This is a genomic window from Pseudoalteromonas sp. M8 (assembly GCF_018141365.1).
Classification (GTDB): Bacteria; Pseudomonadota; Gammaproteobacteria; order Enterobacterales; family Alteromonadaceae; genus Pseudoalteromonas.
In genome coordinates this window covers 1,082,813-1,100,158 of sequence record NZ_CP047239.1, presented here as the reverse complement: position 1 = coordinate 1,100,158, position 17,346 = coordinate 1,082,813, and the positions used below count along the sequence as shown (strand labels likewise).

The 17,346-nt window shown below is 44.2% G+C and carries 13 protein-coding genes and 2 pseudogenes; 10 read left to right on the top strand and 5 right to left on the bottom strand.

What is annotated here, in order from left to right:
* Positions 1–31: 31 nt before the first annotated feature.
* From cysT to GSF13_RS04435, 3 genes are read right to left on the bottom strand one after another with little or no spacing between them, the layout of a single operon-like run.
* Positions 32–880 carry a sulfate ABC transporter permease subunit CysT gene (cysT, locus tag GSF13_RS04445; RefSeq protein WP_206471837.1) on the bottom strand — a complete coding sequence of 283 codons (849 nt, stop codon included), beginning with the start codon at positions 878–880 and terminating at the stop codon, positions 32–34.
* A gap of 5 nt (positions 881–885) precedes the next feature.
* Positions 886–1,899, bottom strand: a complete 1,014-nt coding sequence (locus GSF13_RS04440; RefSeq protein WP_206471731.1) for a sulfate ABC transporter substrate-binding protein — start codon at positions 1,897–1,899, stop codon at positions 886–888.
* Between the two features lie 26 nt (positions 1,900–1,925).
* Positions 1,926–3,128 carry a porin gene (locus tag GSF13_RS04435; RefSeq protein WP_211865348.1) on the bottom strand — a complete coding sequence of 401 codons (1,203 nt, stop codon included), beginning with the start codon at positions 3,126–3,128 and terminating at the stop codon, positions 1,926–1,928.
* A 186-nt stretch (positions 3,129–3,314) separates the two neighbouring features.
* Here GSF13_RS04435 and GSF13_RS04430 point away from each other — a divergent pair, with 186 nt between their 5' ends.
* Positions 3,315–4,802, top strand: a complete 1,488-nt coding sequence (locus GSF13_RS04430) for a sigma-54 dependent transcriptional regulator (RefSeq protein ID WP_211865346.1) — start codon at positions 3,315–3,317, stop codon at positions 4,800–4,802.
* Between the two features lie 324 nt (positions 4,803–5,126).
* Here the strand turns inward: GSF13_RS04430 and GSF13_RS04425 are convergent.
* Positions 5,127–6,048 (bottom strand): annotated as a pseudogene (locus GSF13_RS04425) (ISAs1 family transposase).
* A gap of 70 nt (positions 6,049–6,118) precedes the next feature.
* Here GSF13_RS04425 and GSF13_RS04420 point away from each other — a divergent pair.
* Positions 6,119–6,316, top strand: a pseudogene (locus tag GSF13_RS04420) (aminoacyl-tRNA hydrolase); the annotation flags it as partial.
* A gap of 19 nt (positions 6,317–6,335) precedes the next feature.
* On the opposite strand, the gene GSF13_RS04415 reads toward GSF13_RS04420, so the two are convergent.
* Entirely contained in the window at positions 6,336–6,695 is a 360-nt protein-coding gene (locus GSF13_RS04415; RefSeq protein WP_010603927.1) for a hypothetical protein, read from the bottom strand.
* A 912-nt stretch (positions 6,696–7,607) separates the two neighbouring features.
* On the opposite strand from GSF13_RS04415, the gene GSF13_RS04410 reads away from it, so the two are divergent.
* The 8 genes from GSF13_RS04410 to GSF13_RS04380 all read left to right on the top strand — a co-directional run bounded on the left by GSF13_RS04410 (position 7,608) and on the right by GSF13_RS04380 (position 17,344).
* Positions 7,608–10,826, top strand: a complete 3,219-nt coding sequence (locus tag GSF13_RS04410) for a TonB-dependent receptor (protein ID WP_211865338.1) — start codon at positions 7,608–7,610, stop codon at positions 10,824–10,826.
* 106 nt (positions 10,827–10,932) lie between these two features.
* Positions 10,933–11,823 carry an alanine racemase gene (locus GSF13_RS04405; protein WP_249122640.1) on the top strand — a complete coding sequence of 297 codons (891 nt, stop codon included), beginning with the start codon at positions 10,933–10,935 and terminating at the stop codon, positions 11,821–11,823.
* Positions 11,811–12,158, top strand: coding sequence for a hypothetical protein (locus tag GSF13_RS24590; RefSeq protein ID WP_249122639.1), 348 nt, complete (start codon positions 11,811–11,813; stop codon positions 12,156–12,158). Before GSF13_RS04405 ends, GSF13_RS24590 begins: the two co-directional genes overlap by 13 nt.
* Before the next feature lie 13 nt (positions 12,159–12,171).
* The gene (locus GSF13_RS04400) at positions 12,172–13,044 is read left to right on the top strand and encodes a MurR/RpiR family transcriptional regulator (protein ID WP_211865336.1); all 873 of its coding nucleotides are present in this window, start codon (positions 12,172–12,174) and stop codon (positions 13,042–13,044) included.
* Positions 13,044–14,510, top strand: a complete 1,467-nt coding sequence (locus GSF13_RS04395; protein WP_211865333.1) for a D-aminoacylase — start codon at positions 13,044–13,046, stop codon at positions 14,508–14,510. Before GSF13_RS04400 ends, GSF13_RS04395 begins: the two co-directional genes overlap by 1 nt.
* 29 nt (positions 14,511–14,539) lie before the next feature.
* On the top strand, positions 14,540–14,926 hold the full coding sequence (locus GSF13_RS04390; protein ID WP_010603922.1) for a RidA family protein: 387 nt from the start codon (positions 14,540–14,542) through the stop codon (positions 14,924–14,926).
* Between the two features lie 37 nt (positions 14,927–14,963).
* The gene (locus GSF13_RS04385; RefSeq protein WP_211865331.1) at positions 14,964–16,394 is read left to right on the top strand and encodes a sodium:solute symporter family protein; all 1,431 of its coding nucleotides are present in this window, start codon (positions 14,964–14,966) and stop codon (positions 16,392–16,394) included.
* Positions 16,391–17,344: a sugar kinase gene (locus tag GSF13_RS04380; RefSeq protein WP_211865329.1), complete on the top strand. Its 954-nt coding sequence runs from the start codon at positions 16,391–16,393 to the stop codon at positions 17,342–17,344. The genes GSF13_RS04385 and GSF13_RS04380 overlap by 4 nt, the downstream gene beginning before the upstream one ends.
* The last annotated feature ends 2 nt before the right edge of the window (positions 17,345–17,346 follow it).

Below are 17,346 nucleotides of genomic sequence, written 5' to 3'. Positions count from 1 at the left end.
ATTACAGCAGGATGGTTAATTTCATTAGCCATTATTCTATTACTCCACTTATGCGTTTTTCTCGATATTCAATCCACCCTTGAAATACGTTGATGAATAAAAGCATGACTAATGAAAAGCTCAACATTGCACATGCAATTGCCGTCGCCCCTGCATAATCATATTGCTCCAATTTCGTCACAATGAGTAAGGGAGTTATCTCCGTGAGATAAGGGATATTGCCAGCAATAAAAATGACCGAGCCATACTCTCCCACACCGCGTGCAAATGCTAGTGAGAAGCCTGTTAAGAGTGCCGGAACGATGTGAGGTAAAATTACTCTACGAAAGGTATAGCCGCGATGTGCACCTAACGCAGCTGAAGCTTCTTCAAGTTCCTTCTCGAAATCTTCTAATATTGGCTGTACTGTTCTTACAACAAATGGGAAGCCAATAAAGACTAGTGCGAGAGTAATTCCTATAGGGGTGTAAGCGACTTTAATTTCCCACTCTAATAACCGACTGCCGATGGCTCCATTTGGTCCATAAATAGCTACCAAGGCGATCCCTGCTACCGCTGTAGGTAAAGCAAAAGGTAAGTCTATAAACGCATCAATAATACGTTTTCCCTTAAAGTCATAACGTACAAGTATCCACGCTACCAGGGCACCAAACAGTAAATTAATTAGTGCGGCAACTAACGATGCCCCAAAAGTTAACTTATACGATGCGACAACCTGAGGATCAGTCACAACAGACCAAAATTGTGTCCATGTTAATGTCATCGTCTTGGCGAGAAGTGCCGCCATAGGTAACAGTACGATGACACTTAAATACATCAGCGTGTATCCCAGGCTTAAAGAAAAGCCTGGAATGACTGAGTGCTGTTTTAAACGACTCATTTTCATTATTTAACACGCTTATAAATCTGATCAAAAACGCCGCCATCACTGAAATATGTTTGCTGTGCTTTTTGCCATCCACCGAATGCATCATTTACATTTATGAGAGACACATTAGGAAATAACGCTAAGTCAGCCGGATCAGCATATTCAGGCTTCACTGGACGATAGAAGTGCTTAGCAGCTAATCGTTGAGCAATAGGACTATAAAGAAAATCGAGATAAGCTTTGGCTTCATTTGCGACACCATGGTTTTTAGCATGTTTATCAACAACAGTTACGGGAGGTTGAGCTAAGATACTAATTGATGGCACGACAATCTCAAACTCGCTCGCATCTTTTAGATTATGCGTTGCAAGTAATGCTTCATTTTCCCAAGCCAAAAGTACGTCCCCAATACCATTACGCACAAATGTATTTGTGGAGCCTCGCGCACCAGAATCAAGAACGGGAACGTTCTTATAAAGCTTACTGACAAAGTTTCTCGCCGACTCATCATCACCGAAGTGTTTCTTTGCAAACGCCCACGCGGCTAAAAAGTTCCATCGTGCGCCGCCTGAAGTTTTAGGGTTAGGTGTTATAACGGATACTGAAGACTTTATTAGATCAGGCCAGTCCTTAATATTCTTTGGATTCCCTTTACGAACAAGAAATACAATACTGGAAGTATAGGGTGCACTATCATTCGGTAGCTCTTGTTGCCAATCAATATTAAAAAGCCCTGTTTTTTCCGATATGGCATCGATGTCATAAGACAGAGCTAATGTAAGGACATCTGCTTGTAGGCCATCGATCACAGCCCTAGCTTGTTTTCCAGCACCGCCATGGGATTGCCTAATGGCAACATCTATGCCTGTTTTTTGTTTATAGTCTGCTATGAAAGCTTGGTTAAACTCTTTATAAAATTCACGTGTTGGATCATAAGAGACATTCAGCAATGTCTTTGTTTCTGCTTGAACTTGGCTAATAAACAGTAGGCTGATCAATCCTGATAGTTTTAGAAATGACTTTAAATTCATAATTTTATCCCTTTATTGTTTGTAGTTTAATAATTAAGTTGCAGCCGTGCTGATAGCAGTTTTTCGGTATCTCGATCACCGCCACTAGCGCCTGCCCTAAAGCGGGTATGCTCATAATTGAAAAGTAGCTTCAAGTTATTGTGTGCATACCAGCTTAAGCCGATTGCCGCAGAGTCTGCTTGTTGTATAGAACGAGAAAGGTCAGCATGATATGTAAATACATCATCATCTATATCAAGAGAGCTAAGGCGACCTATAACCTCCCATGCTCCATAAGAAGAGGTGGGTTTAATGCCTTTCCAGCTATTTTTTTCACCTGTTAATGACCAACTTGTAACCCATTGCCAACTTCGGTTATGAATAGACTGCTGTTGCCCGAGGTCATTATTAAGTTCTGAATTTGAAAGGATGTACTCAGCAAAGCTACCAAAACGACCATTAAAATAAGTCAGGTGAGGTGCAAATCGTCTTTCGTGTCCATCCCTAAAGCTATTCTCCTTATAGCGGAAAATAGTACGTCGGCTCGAAGTTTTATAGGTTGATAAATCAGTGTTATCTGATGTTTCACTTAAACTAGCCGCAACACCAACCCCTAATCCTCTAAATGATTCTGGTTGCCAATGAGCACGAATAGTAACCGCTTTGCCACTATCAGAGTCACTACTGGTATCCTGCCTATCACCGGCATTGTTACTAACACCGATACTATATTCGCTATGTTTTGTTTGATAATTCCATGCCACACCAACATCACGGTTTGGTACCAAATTATCTGTCAAACCGCGTTCAATAAATAACAACCGAGATCCTGATTGCACTCTTTCTAGGCCAATAGGCGATTTAAATTTACCAATTCTCCAAAAGCTGTTTTCTCCAGCCCTCCAATCAATGTAGGCATCTAATAAACTTCCATTATTACCATCCCCAAATTCAGGTAATATTCTGAAACTAATACTGTCAGTTAGCTGGCCTTTAGCATCAATTCGAGCTCGTCTAATTAAAAATGAGCTCTCATCTACATCGTCATCAAAAATAAAGCGACCATCAGCTTGGATTAATGCCCCAACTTTAATTTTTTTGCTCCAATCACTTACTGATTTGCTCTTTAATTCAGCCAGTTGTTCTTGTATTTCTTTAATTTGATCGGATTGGCTTGCGGGCGCACTGTTCGCTGATGCTGAATTAATGATCAGCAACAACGAAACGATAGCTACTAAAGGTTTTGTCATTGTTATTCCTATACTTGTTTAATTGATTTCATTAAAAACATTGCATAGAACTGACCAACATATAACTTATTGATATTAAAGCTTATAACTAAAAGTTTATTTTTGTGTGTTTATATATAACCGCAAATTCGTTATATTTAACGAAAACGTGTAATATAAAACCATAATTTAAATTTGAATATTGCTATGTTACTTTCACAAAACTCCCTACTCATGCTTTGGAAACTAGTTGCGAAACAACCTAAACTTTCGCAAGTCATGCCAGAATTGCTTAGACAAATACAGCAAGAGATCCCCATTGCCGGGTTGAAAGTGTTATACATAGAACAATATCCAGTGAAGCTTCGCTTTTTAGGGAGTGCTGGATCCAATGAAAATATAGATAAATATCTAATAGATAACGTAGAAGGATGGCTAATTTCTGATAAGAAGTTGCATATTCTTCCAGCAGCTGAGATGGAAATGCAAATCTTAGTTTGCACAATGATGACTGAAAGTGGCAAAACGATTTTGCTTACCTTGAGATGTAATTCATCACTCACACTTGAAGTACACAATAACTTATCGGAGATTTTATCCATTTTCCTTGCGGCGGCGGAAAATGAATTAAGACTGGATGATTTGAATCAACTTAAAAATATTTCGGAATCAGATAAATTATCATTATTACAGCGCACTGGCCGTGACTCAGTCAAAGACCATATCGTGGGGATATCTCATGGACTGGCCGAAACAATGCATAAAGTCAATTTAGTCGCGCCGTCAGATTCTACAGTATTAATTTTAGGTGAAACTGGTTCTGGAAAAGAAGTGATAGCCAGAGCAATACATCAACAATCATCAAGAAAAGATCAACCGTTTATTCGTGTTAACTGTGGTGCTATTCCACCTGAGTTAGTTGACTCAGAGCTTTTTGGCCATGAAAAAGGTAGTTTTACAGGTGCCTTAGAAAATAAGAAAGGCTGGTTTGAAAGAGCAAATCGCGGAACGCTATTTTTAGATGAAGTAGGTGAACTTCCGTTATTTGCTCAAGTAAGACTGTTACGCGTTCTTCAAGAAGGAACATTGACTCGGGTAGGAGCGGAAAGCGAAACATGGGTTGATGTTAGGATTATTGCTGCAACCCACAGAGATTTACAACAACATGTGCATAAAGGGCTGTTCCGAGAAGATTTATGGTACCGCTTGCATGTCTTTCCTATTTTTATACCGCCTCTAAGGGAGAGAGTTTCAGATATTCCTGAGTTAGCAACGCACTTTATCAAGCGAGCCTCTAAAAAACTTGGATTGCCAATTCCCTATATTACTGAGTCACAGCTTCAACAATTGTGTGAATATTCATGGCCGGGAAATATTAGAGAGATGCAAGTAGTGATTGAGCGAGCCGTAATTCTCGGTGAAGGTAATCGTCTCGAGTTAGTAACAGCATTAGGCAACATCAAAACTAATAAGCAAACGACAGCCCTCGAACCTATACTTTCTATCGAAAATGATGCCAGTCAACTTTCGCTTGATGAAACAATCATAAAGGTGATAAAAGAAGCCTTAAAACAATCCCAAGGTCGAGTTGATGGTTATTTCGGAGCAGCTAAGATACTTAATATTAATCCGAATACACTACGCTCAAAAATGCGAAAATATAAAATCACTATAGAAAAGAAGGCATCTAATTAACGAAGCTTTCTTAGATTATTTACAGAGGCAAAATAAAAACTTACATACATAGAAAGACACAACAAAATATCTCCGTAAATTGCAATTGTCTTCCACCATGGAAAAATAGCTAATATAGGATAGAGACTAAGCCAAAACAATGTGTATAACGCAAAGATTAACAGAGTAGATATAAGCATACTTGTTACAAGGCGGTGCTTTTCTTTTACAAGAAAAATTCCAATGGAGATATAAAACGATGCATTAAAAATAGCTAATAGTCCCCTAAAGTTCCATGCTGATATCCCTAACCACCAACCCAGGGGCGGAGCGTACTTTGATTACTTATAAGCCAAAGAACACCTGTGCCCTAAATTTGTCGTTCCAGCCAGCAGTTTTCAATTTGCTACGTTGACTCGGTAAGCCGCATTCACACTGCTTGAGCATATTCATTACAAAACGCCTGAATAGGGCCATATTTTCCACCGCACCATCGAGACAAATTCTTGATGAATCCTCTTTAAAAACAACATCTAATACATAGTGCTGATAGTTCTCTATACGCCAGTGTTGACGGATGTAGTGGCCTAGCTCCTTATTTTTTGGTGACATTGAGCTGACGTAGTAGCTGGTATCAATACTGGTTTTACCGCCGCAGGTTCTGCGTTGTTCTACCGCAATGATGCTGCGAATTGTCGGCCAACTCACCGCTAACGCTTCGTCTAATTTTGGCTTGAGTTGATACACTATCCGCGTCTCTGTGCGACCATGTGCTTGCTGCTTTACCTCGGTTACGACATGCTCTTTACCAGCATCGAATACGCGTTGAAATTGATCGGTTACAGCCTGATATAGCTTGGGCTGATTCTTTTTAACCTGCACCACAACATCGGCTTTTTTCGCAGCGATCATTTCAAGTGTTTGCCGTTGACAATGTAGCGCATCCACTGTGATAACACTGCCCTTAATATCAAGCACTTCAAGCAATTGCCGCACAACACTTATCTCGTCTTGCTTGGTTTCAGTGGACTGTTGTGACAGTACTAACCCTGACTCTGTATCGTATGCAGTAAGAAGTTGTAACGCCGTCTTTTTATCGCCGCAACCAATCCTCCTTTGACTCGCCATAGAGCTGGATATCTTGCCAACCTTCAGCACCTGCCATGATGGCACTAATAACAAGGAAAATGACATCAACTAAGTCGTGCTTTTTGTTAATATCAGAGCGAGTTTCTTCTACAACTGTAAGGTGTTCAATCAGGTTCATTGGTTGCGCCTAGCAATGGGATTGGCACTATTTGATCATAAATTAGCTAACAGTGCGATCCCGCCCTGGGAAAGCACAGAGCTTTCGCACCCAAGAGCAAAACAAAGAAGATGCCTTGGAGCGGCTAAAAACACTGATCCTCGCGGCCACCAAAGTTGAAAAAACACGCAGAGCCACCAAGCCAACAAAAAGCTCGCAAAAGAAACGCCTGAATCAAAAGACCAAACGGGGCCAAACCAAATCATTGAGGGGGTCGGTCAATTGGTAAGGGTTTAATTGAACTTAGCCTAGTTGTTGAGGATGGTTTTGTTTTTCTTGTATCTAATAAAAGCAAGGTTTGCCATCAAAATTAAAAACCCAATACTTAAATAACCCAAAAACAATATGAAAGTAAATGAGGTGATTTTTAAATCAACACTGGATGCTATTAGTAGAAGTATATTGGAAAGAATACTCGACACAAAGATGGTTACAGCTACTGTATTAGCATGTTTTAATCGCTCAGAAGAGGCTGACAGTGATATTAGCGCTACTATAAACCAATGATAATTTGAAAAGGCTTCCTCTTTCACAACAATGGTGTAAATCATTGTTACGATGAAACCAAGCATCGGTAACAAAGCTACAGAATTTAAAAATTTACTCATAATGTCCTCTTGAGTGTATATCGCTAAGCAGATTGCTCTTCCCCAAAAGTAACACCGTTTGGCGTTTTTACTGGGATCCTAAATCTAAGAATAATACTACAATTATTGGTGCTAATTTGGCAAAACATGTTTTGCCGACAGATCATCTCAATAAATAACCTGAGCTTCGGATAATTAATGCCTTCCTAGTAGCCAGTTTTAGCGCTAACTGCGTAAATTCGCCTTGCCTACAGGAAGTAGGTACCTTAGTGAGAGCAGGACGCAGAAGCGGTGTTATCTCTAAAACTCTCTGGCTAGACAAAGAGGTAAATTAACCTGAGCTGCGGATAATTAATGCCTTTCTAGCAGCCAGTTTTAACGCTAACTGCGTTGAATTCACTTCCAATAGCCAGCTATTGGTGCGTAAATTCGCCTTGTTTTCCCTAAAACTCTCTGGCTAGACAAGGAAAAAACCAAGTTATTCTTTAGAAGCAATGAGTTGGAACATTCCTTATCCAAACCTCAGGTTAAATTAAGTTGCGCGTTAACAGCAATGAGTTAACTCATTCCTTTTCCAAACCTCAGGTGAAATAGATTCATAGTTATTTGTCTCGAAGGGGGTGCTGATTTACTTTGAAGTCGCTCTGAGTGGTCCCCAAGCTCGTTACTTTCCTCCGAAGAAAAATCTATTTTATTGCTTTTTATTTCAATGCAATAGCATATTTCGTCAATGTTTTCATAAAAAGTGTTTGCTTTTTAGTCTGTAATGTTAAAAAGTAACAGTGTAATCTTTAGTTTTTGTTAGTAAGTAACATGTGATGTGTTAGGGGCGTTTAGAGCACGTCACTGTGTGGTAGGTTTTTGGGCTGTGGTGCTAGAGATGGCATTGCTGGCTTTTTCACTGGTTTTTAAAAAGAAGAAAGGAACAAAAAAATGTCAAAACTAGTCACCGGTATTGGTAAACATAACCCTAAACGAAGCAAACTGAGCCTTGTGGTTTCATCTGTACTTCTTGGGTTTTCTCCACTTTGGGTTGCCGCCGAAACTGTGGGTCAAAATGACAGCGATGTCAAATCTGCGACTGAGAACGAAGCAGTTGAAGTCATTGAAGTTCGTGGGATCCGAGGCAGTATCAATAGTGCCCAAAACATCAAGCGCTTCGCTGATACGGTCAAAGACGTGATCACGGCGTCGGATATCGGGGCATTACCAGACAAATCGGTGACTGAAGCGCTGCAGCGTGTGCCGGGTGTTACGATTGAGCGATTTGCATCGTCCGATGACCCTAAACATTATGCTGATGAAGGTACAGGCGTGTTGGTTCGTGGCCTAGACAGGGTTCGCTCTGAGGTGAATGGCAGAGACGCTTTTAGTGCAAATCCGTCAGGCGGTCTGAGCTATGAAGACTTTCCTGCTGAATTGCTAGGTGCGGTAGAAGTGGTTAAAAACCAAACTGCGGATCTTATTTCAGGCGGTATATCTGGCACGGTGAACCTTATCACCCGCAAACCATTCGACTCTGATGAGCGGCTTATCTCGTTCAATGCAAAGGCCAACTATGGCGACTTTAGAGAAGAAGTGACGCCTTCGTTTTCAGCGTTGTTTTCCGACAGTTGGGAAACCAGTGCAGGTAAGTTCGGATTCTTAATTGCGGCTTCCTCATCAGAATATCAGACTCGAGGAGATGGTGTTGGCCTTGGCAATTTCCACTCTCGAGGCGATTCCTTTATTCCTACCTTGGATCAATGGGGTGGCATAACCGGTGTTGATCCATCATCGCCTGTGGATGGCCCCGCTTTACCAGGGCAACCAGCTGGCAGTGTATGGCATGTGCCTGTCGCTATCCATATGAGCACGGCAACTAATGACCGTGAACGTACCGGCTTAACCTCTTCACTGCAGTGGGCAAATGCTGATGAGACCATAGTTGCGACATTAGAGCACATTCGATCAGAAGCGTCTCTTGAGTGGAACGAGCGCCAAATAGGACAAGCAGCTCAAGGCTTTAAAGGTTTTATGGGGTCTTCACAAAATTGGAGTGAAAGTACGGAAAGTGGCCATCCTCTCACTACAGATGATGGTTTTGTGACTTCCGGTATTGCACTTGGCGTGAGCCCCGAAACGCCATTCTTTTATCGTAGCCGCTGGAATTACAACGAAAATACCGTGAAGGACACTTCATTTAAGCTAACGTTAAAACCAATAGATAGGTTGACTGTCGATTTTGATTACCAGCGGATCGACTCCGACAAAGAGGTGCAAAACTACAGTATGTCGGGTCAAACACGGGGAAACCATGTTCATGTTGTCTCGCCTTATTTCCTCGATATGCGTGGCTCAAGGCCGACAGTAGAGTTTCTCAGTGACAATATTCTAACGGCAGGTTGGTCACCCAATGAAGATTGGAATGGACCTGTGCCTAACCTGTTTTTGGGCAGCGGTATGGAGCAGGTTGAGCACAATACCGCAGAATCAGACAGCGTTAAACTGGATTTTAAGTATGAGCTAGACGGTCATTTCACGAGTGTCAGTTCCGGTTTTTATATGTCAGATAAAGACCTAACGGTGCGAGATACCGCTTACGAGGGCTGGTCTGCAATTGGCACCCCTTGGATCCAAGATGACCGAAATGCCGCCGCGGCGGTAAATCGTCCAGAATTATTTGAGCGCGTTGATTTTTCAGATTATTACAATGGTCAGGTGTTACAGGGGCCGGTCAATAACTTCTTGTTCCCAAGTATGGATCTGGTGAAAAACTACGCCGACTCTTTGCGTCAAGGTTGTCGTGATGGTTGGCACAATGCCACCAACAGTGCGGCAAACAACGGCACATGCTCTGGCACTTATGTACCTTATGCAGACAAACCCAATCGCGTTGAAGGCCCATTCGCCGCACACAATATAAGTTCGACCAACGAGAAGCGTACTGAATTTTACATTCGCGGTGATTTTGACTTCGAGTTTCAAGACATTCCAGTGGTGGGCAACATTGGCCTGCGCTACGTAAACTATCAACTTGAGTCTACGGGCGCTTTGGTGCAACCCGCCCTCATCAAACGTGGTGAAGAGGGGACATCACTTAATAATGTGATGCAGCAGGCAGAATATAAGCGATATTACGACATTGCAGGGGGAGAGTCCGAACTCAGTACCGTTGATGGCACAGATTATAGCACTTTGCTTCCGAGCTTAAATTTGAGTTTTGGTGTATCAGAAGACGTAGTGGTGCGATTTGGTGCATCAAAAGCGTTGTATTACCCAAGTTTAGTTGATGCCAGAAATATCAGTATTCTTAACTTGGATTACACTCGCGTGCTACAAACTCCCGGCGCTGATTACGACGAGGCAACTAACCCCGTTGTTGGGCTAGACGATATCAGTCTAACGGCGCTTTCTGGGAATCCATATTTAGAGCCTGAAGAAGCAATTAATACTGATTTAACTACCGAATGGTATTTCGCGTCCGCAGGTTATGTGACGGTAGGACTATTTCACAAAAAGCTAGATAATATAATCCGTAGCCGCGCCTTTGATCTTGATGTGTCTTATGGCGGCGAAGATTATGATGTCTCTGCTTATGGCCCTGCTAACACTGGCTCTGGCACCATTCGTGGGATGGAGTTTTCCTACTCACAATTCTACGACATGTTACCGGGTGCATGGAGCGGTTTAGGTTTGCAACTTAACTTTACCTATATCGATCAAGATGGACTTGAAGACCCAAATGAAGTCTCTAAAGGCACGCTTGGTTTCGATGAAAATGGAAACCCGCTAACCGATAATCGGAATACCTTCCGAGTGTTTGGAGGTTTGCCGCTACAAGGTTACTCTGACCAAAACTTTAATATCATTGGTATGTATGAGTACGAGGATATTTCTTTTCGCCTTGCATACACTTGGCGCTCTGAGTATTTGCTCACACTTAGGGAATCTGAAGAGTACGTCCCTGCCTATGCAGAGGCGTCAGGTATGATGGATGCAAGCTTGTATTACACCATCAACGACCATTGGAAAGTGGGTTTTGAAGCCAGCAATTTATTGGATACGGAAACCAAAACCAAGTATCAGATGGACCAAGCTGGGACAAAAACGCAGGCACTTAACTTTACCACGGATAGACGTTTTGCATTGAGCGTCCGTGCGACTTTCTAACGTCAGCAAAGGCCAAGTGCAGCTTGGCCTGATACCAATCGCAGTAAGTCAATGCGCTATTTTGACGTGGAGAATTAATGTTTAAACTCAAGGATTTGAATAAACGATGACAATATTAGCGAAAGGCACTGGCGACCCACTGCAACTAGAAGAGAGCGGCTGGGATATTCTCGCAGAGCAGGTCAGTTTGCCAGTTGCAGTGATAAAGCAAGACGCCATCAACCACAACGCGAATTGGATGGCGAATTTTGCAAAGGAAAGCCAAGTATTATTGGCACCCCACGGCAAGACGACGATGTCTCCAGCGCTATTTACACTACAGCTTGAACATGGCGCATGGGCCATCACGGTAGCGACCGTACCACAAGTTTCCGTAGCCATAGTTGCGGGCGCAAAACGAGTGATCTTAGCGAATCAACTTGTTGGCGAATATCATATGAAGCAAGTTGCTAGCATGCTTACTGATACTGACGTTGAGCTCTATTGTTTTGTTGACTCTATTGCAAATGCCCATGCCTTAGGCACATTTTTTACTCAGCATTCGCTGTGTATTTCCATTTTACTCGAGGTGGGAGTTGAAGGTGGTCGCGCTGGTTGGCGCAATCTTGCAACGATAGTGCAGCTAGTCAATGTATGCCAACAGTATGCTAGTTTAGAGGTAGCTGGCATTGGGTTTTATGAAGGCGTGATCCACGGCCATAACGCCGAGCAAAGGATTGCCGCATTCGTTGACTCAGTAATAAAAACGGCGGCAGATTTACGACAAAAAAACGTGTTTTCAAAGGCGTTACCTATTATCACGGGGGCGGGGTCTGCTTGGTACGATGTTGTGACAAAGACACTAAACAAAAGTGAACAGGCTCAGCAATTTCGTTTTGTGATCCGTCCCGGTTGCTATCTTATTCACGATACCGGGATCTATCAGGATGCGCAGCAAGCCGTGTTATCACGGAGCAATCTCGCTTGCGGTTTGGGGAAAGTTTGGTGTCGAGCTTAAGTATATGGGCTTACGTGCTTTCGACTCCAGAGCCGGGCGTCGCGATAGTTGGTATGGGTAAAAGGGATGTCGCATTTGATGCTGGCATGCCCACACCAGAGCTGATTTACTCTCCGCCGTCAAAGCAGCTGTGCTCATTAGGCGGCGCGGTAAAGGTCGAAACAATCATGGATCAACACGCTATGGTAAGTATTGCATCTGGGTGCGAGGTACAGATTGGCGATATGATCTGCTTTTCGACTTCTCATCCTTGTTTGACCTTTGATAAGTGGCGACAAATTGGTGTTGTCGAGCGAGATTGGGTGATCACCCAAACCATTTCTACCTATTTTTAATTGAGGCGAAGCTGTGGACATTATTAGCAAAATTAAGGAAGGTTTGGGGCACTTTAGCCCTGCGGAAGAAAAAGTCGCTCGGCTTATTTTGGCTGAGCTTAACTTTGCCGCAAGCGCATCCATTAGTGAGTTAGCTGAAAAAGCACAGGTCAGTCATGCCAGCATCACACGGTTAGCGCGTAGCTTAGGCTGTACCAATGTACGTGACCTTAAGTTTCAGCTGACACAATCAGCCGCAATTGGTGAGCGTTTTACAAATCCTGAGCCAATTGAAAAAGAAAAGATTTCTCATGTTTATACCTCTATTCAGGAGATCCTTACGCTCAATGCGGGACTCATCGATGAAGCGGTTGTGGAGCAGGCGAGTGAAGTGATTTGCGCCACACGTCATTGCTTAATTTTTGGGGTTGGTGGTGGTAGCAGCCTGATGGCACAAGAATGTCAAAATCGCTTATTTCGCTTGGACGTACTTAGTAATGCTCACTCCGATCCTATGATGATGCGCATGGTTGCCGCAACGGTGAACAAAGGGGATGTGGTGATTTGCCTCTCGCTTAGTGGTGTTTCTCCTGATGTGAAAGCGGCGGCGCTTATCGCCAAAGAGTATGGTGCTGAGGTTATTGCTATTTGCCCAGTGAGCGACTTGGCGGACATTGCCGATCACCACTTAGCCATCAAAACTCAAGAAAGTGATTACATCTTTAAGCCCAGCGCTGCACGCTATGCCATGATGGCAGCGGTGGATATCTTGTCGAGCGAAGTTGCCATGCGTAATCAAAAGCGCTCAAGAGAAAAGCTCCGACGGCTTAAAACCCAGTTAGATCAGCATCGCGATAAAAACAGCAATATGCCACCTGCCGATAAACGCTTTCCTTTGGGGGATTAATGCTGAGCTCATCTCTTTATGTTGATACCCTCATTCAAGGCGCGACGGTGTATTTTGAACCAGGCTCTGAAGCACAAGTGGTGGATGTCGCGATTAGCAAAGACAAAATTGTTGCGCTTGGCAACTGTAGCCATTTGCAAGCACAGCAATGCATTGATGCCACGGGCTTAGTGCTCGCGCCGGGTTTTATTGACGTACATACCCATGATGACCTTGAAGTGCTGCGAGGCCCACATATGCTGAGCAAAGTGAGCCAAGGTGTCACCACCGTCATTGCCGGTAATTGTGGCATTAGCGCAGTGCCTTATTGTGCAGATCAAGCGCCGCTTGACCCCATTAACTTACTCGGGGAGCAGCCAGAATTCGCCTATCGTGAACTACAGGATTATCAACACGCCTTTAATAAGGCTGCACCGAGTGTCAATTTAGCCATGTTAGTTGGTCATACAACGCTCAGAGCGCAGGTCATGACAGATTTATCTCAAGCCGCCAATGCGCAAGAACTTGAACAGATGAAGACCTTGCTGCATCAAGCGATGGCGCAGGGGGCGATAGGATTTAGTACAGGCCTTGCTTATTACAATGCTAAGGGGGCAAGTCAAGCCGAAGTGAATGCGTTGGCCGAGGTTGTTACACCATTTGATGGTATCTATACCACGCATTTACGCACGGAATTTCAAGGAGTCATCCGAGCTATGGACGAAGCCTTTGCGACGGCAGAGCATGCCAAACTGCCGCTGGTTATTTCACATATAAAATGCGCAGGTAGAGAGAATTGGGGCAGAGCGTCTGAGGTATTAGCGCATTTTGAACAGCATAGGCAAACACACCTAGTGAGCTGCGATTGCTATCCTTACGCCGCGAGTTCAAGCACCTTAGATCTTAATCAAGTGACGGAGGAGACGGACATTTTTATTACTTGGTCGGAGTCTCATCCAGAACTTGCACAGCAAAGCTTGGCAAACATTGCCACGCAATGGCAAGTGTCTCAGCGTGATGCTGCAAAGCGCTTGCAGCCAGCGGGCGCTGTGTATCACTGTATGCTGGAAGATGATGTGCAGCGGTTTGTAAGTTATGAACACAGCATGGTGGGGTCTGATGGTTTGCCGTGCGATCCGCATCCGCATCCGAGACTGTGGGGGACATTTCCGCGGGTGCTTGGACATTACTGTAGAGAACAACAATCGCTGCCGTTGGCATTGGCTATCCACAAAATGACAGCGCTGCCAGCGGCGCGCTTTAAGCTGCGGCAACGTGGCAATATTCAAATTGGTTATTTCGCCGATCTGGTGTTATTCGACCCCAACCGGGTGTTAGACCAAGCAAGTTACAGTAATCCAAAACAACTTGCCTCAGGCATTGTGAAGGTTTGGGTGAATGGCAAGCTCAGCTATGTTGAGGGCGCGAATGCAGACACCATTGTCGATTTCGGCCGAGCAGGACGATTTTTAACGCGTCAAAACTAATAAAAATCAAAAATCATCAAGAGGTTAACATGACAATAAGAAGAATAGGTGCTGAGGGCGGCACGGGCACTGGTGGACAACACTTACCCTTTGCGCGAGCAGTTGAAGCTGGCGGTTGGTTAAAGGTCTCTGGGCAAACGCCAATGCGAGATGGTGAAGTGGTTGAGGGTGGCATTGTTGAGCAGTCGCGTCTGGCCATAGAAAACTGCATCGCGATTATGACCGAAGCAGGTTATGGCCTTGAGCATGTTACGCATGTCTCTGTGGTATTAACTGACGCAAGATATTTTCAGTCCTTTAATAAGGTTTTTGCAGAGTATTTTTCAGCGCATCCTCCTGCGCGAATTTGCATGGTGGCCGACTTAGTCGTGGATTGTAAAGTTGAGGTTGATGTCACCTGTTACAAAGGCGAATAGACGTTATACGAACAACAATGTTCACAGGAGGAGAAGCATGACGGATAGTCAGCAAGTGTATTTGCTTATTTTTCTGTTGTATTTGTCTGCCATGATAATGGTGAGTTGGCTAGCATCTCGGTGGCAACGGTCAAATTGCGACTATTTATTAGCTGGGCGAAAAGTACCGCTGATGCTGACGCTAGGCACCACCGTTGCCACTATGGTCGGCACCGGCTCGTCGATGGGAGCGGTCGGCTTTGCCTATCAACACGGTTGGGCGGGCACGCTTTATGGCATTGGTGGCGCGCTAGGTATTTTATTGCTAGCTTGGTTGTTTGCGCCGGTTAGGGCTGAGCGCTTCGCGACAATGAGTGAAGAGTTAGCAAGCTATGTAGGTAATCACCAAGTCGTTAAAAAGCTCTTAGCAATATTGATTTACGCGTCAAGTGTTGGCTGGCTGGGTGCACATTTGATTGGCGGGGGCATGTATTTAGCTTGGCTCACAGGGCTAGATGAGCCCAGTGCAAAGCTGATTATTGGATTGGGACTTGCGGTATATGTGACCTTAGGCGGATATTCGGCGGTAGTCTGGACGGATGCTATTCAGGCCGTTATTTTGTTTTCGGGCTTTTTGTTGATGACCTACTTTGTAGTCGAGGTGGTCGGTGGTTGGCAAACGCTAACCCGTGCTTCGGTTGCAGCGGGAGCTGGGCTCTTTTCATATCAAAATATTGGTTTGTTGCCTGCTATTTCAATGGCGCTGGCAGTGCTGGTGGGCGTATTGGCAACACCATCGTTTAGGCAGCGGATCTACTCCGCCAAAAGCATAAGCAGTATTCGTACGTCGTTTATTATCTCGGGATTACTTTATTTAGGGTTTTCATGTATTCCTGCTGTGATTGGTATTGGTGCTTATGCAGTTAACTCGAGTTTAGACAACCCTTCATTTGCTTTTCCCTATTTGGCGTTAACGGCGATGCCGGTGTTGATTGGCGGCTTTATTTTATTGGCGGGTATTTCCGCAACGCTTTCTAGTGCCAGCTCCGATGCCATTGCTGGAGTCAGTGTGTTGGTTGCTGATATTTATCTGACTTGGTGTAAGGGAAATATTGCGCCACACAATCCGCTTTTGGTCTCTCGTATTGCCATGTTGACTACCGTATCGCTGGCATTATTTATGGCGGTGCTGTCGAGCGACATTATCAGCTATATCACCAAAATGATTTCCGTTATATTAGCGGGGCTTTGTGTGATGGGGTTATTGGGGCGCTTTTGGCAAGGTTATACTTGGCAAGGCAGTTTAGTCACCTTGATGGCAGGTTCAGTGGCTGCCCTGCTTGTTGGTATGAATGACGATTGGCTGGCTTATTTTGGTAACCCGATTATTCCTGCGCTGATCAGTGCTTTGGTGTTTGGTGTATTGACGAGTGTGGTGACAAAACCCAGTGTTACCGCATCGTCCGAAAAAACGGAAGTGACATCATGAAAGGCGCAATAAAACAGTTGGTGTGCTTTGGTGAATGTATGGTGGAGCATAGAGCTGACGGTACTAGCTCGTTTGGCGGTGATACCTTTAACACGGCTTGGTACATGGCTCAGTTACTCAAACAAAGCAACGATAACCACATCGCAGTCAGTTTTGCCAGCGCCATTGGTACGGATAAGGCCAGTACAAACTTGCTTGATATGTTATCAAACACCAACATCAGACAAGACTATATTTCGCTTGAACCACATAGCGCGCTTGGCGAGTACTGGATTACGCTCGATGAGAAAGGAGAGCGACGCTTTACCTTTGCCCGTGAACACAGCCCTGTAAGGCATTATTTTAAGCGTGATGAGACCTTAACTCAGGCACTTCACAACAAGCTTATTGATGCGATTTATCTCTCTGGAATAAGCCTTGCTATCTTATGTGAGTCGCAGAGAAAGCACTTATTTGAGGCGTTAGTTGCGTTTAAAAACCGAGGTGGGCTCATATTTTTTGATAACAACTATCGCCAAACCCTTTGGCGTAGTGATAACCCAAAATTGAGTTATCAGGCTGTAATGGCGCTGGCAGACATCGCATTTTTAACCGACGAGGACGAATATGCAGTGTATGGCTCCGCAAATGTGGACGAAATAATCGCAGAGCATAAAAAGCAAAGCTCACAACTCTTAGTTATTCGCCAAGGTGCTCAGCCATGCGTGATCGCGCCACCTAATAATTCTTCACCTATTTATATCGCGGCGCAAAACATAGCGCCGCAACTTATCTTAGATACCTGTGGTGCAGGAGATGCATTTGCGGCAGGGTTTTTAGCGCATTGGCTGAAAGGTTGCGATTTGCAAATGGCTGCGTGCTTTGCACACCAAGTTGCCGCCGAGGCTATTCAGCATCACGGCGCGCTGATATCCGCCGACTTTCTGCCAAAGCTTGTTACTCAGGAATAGTG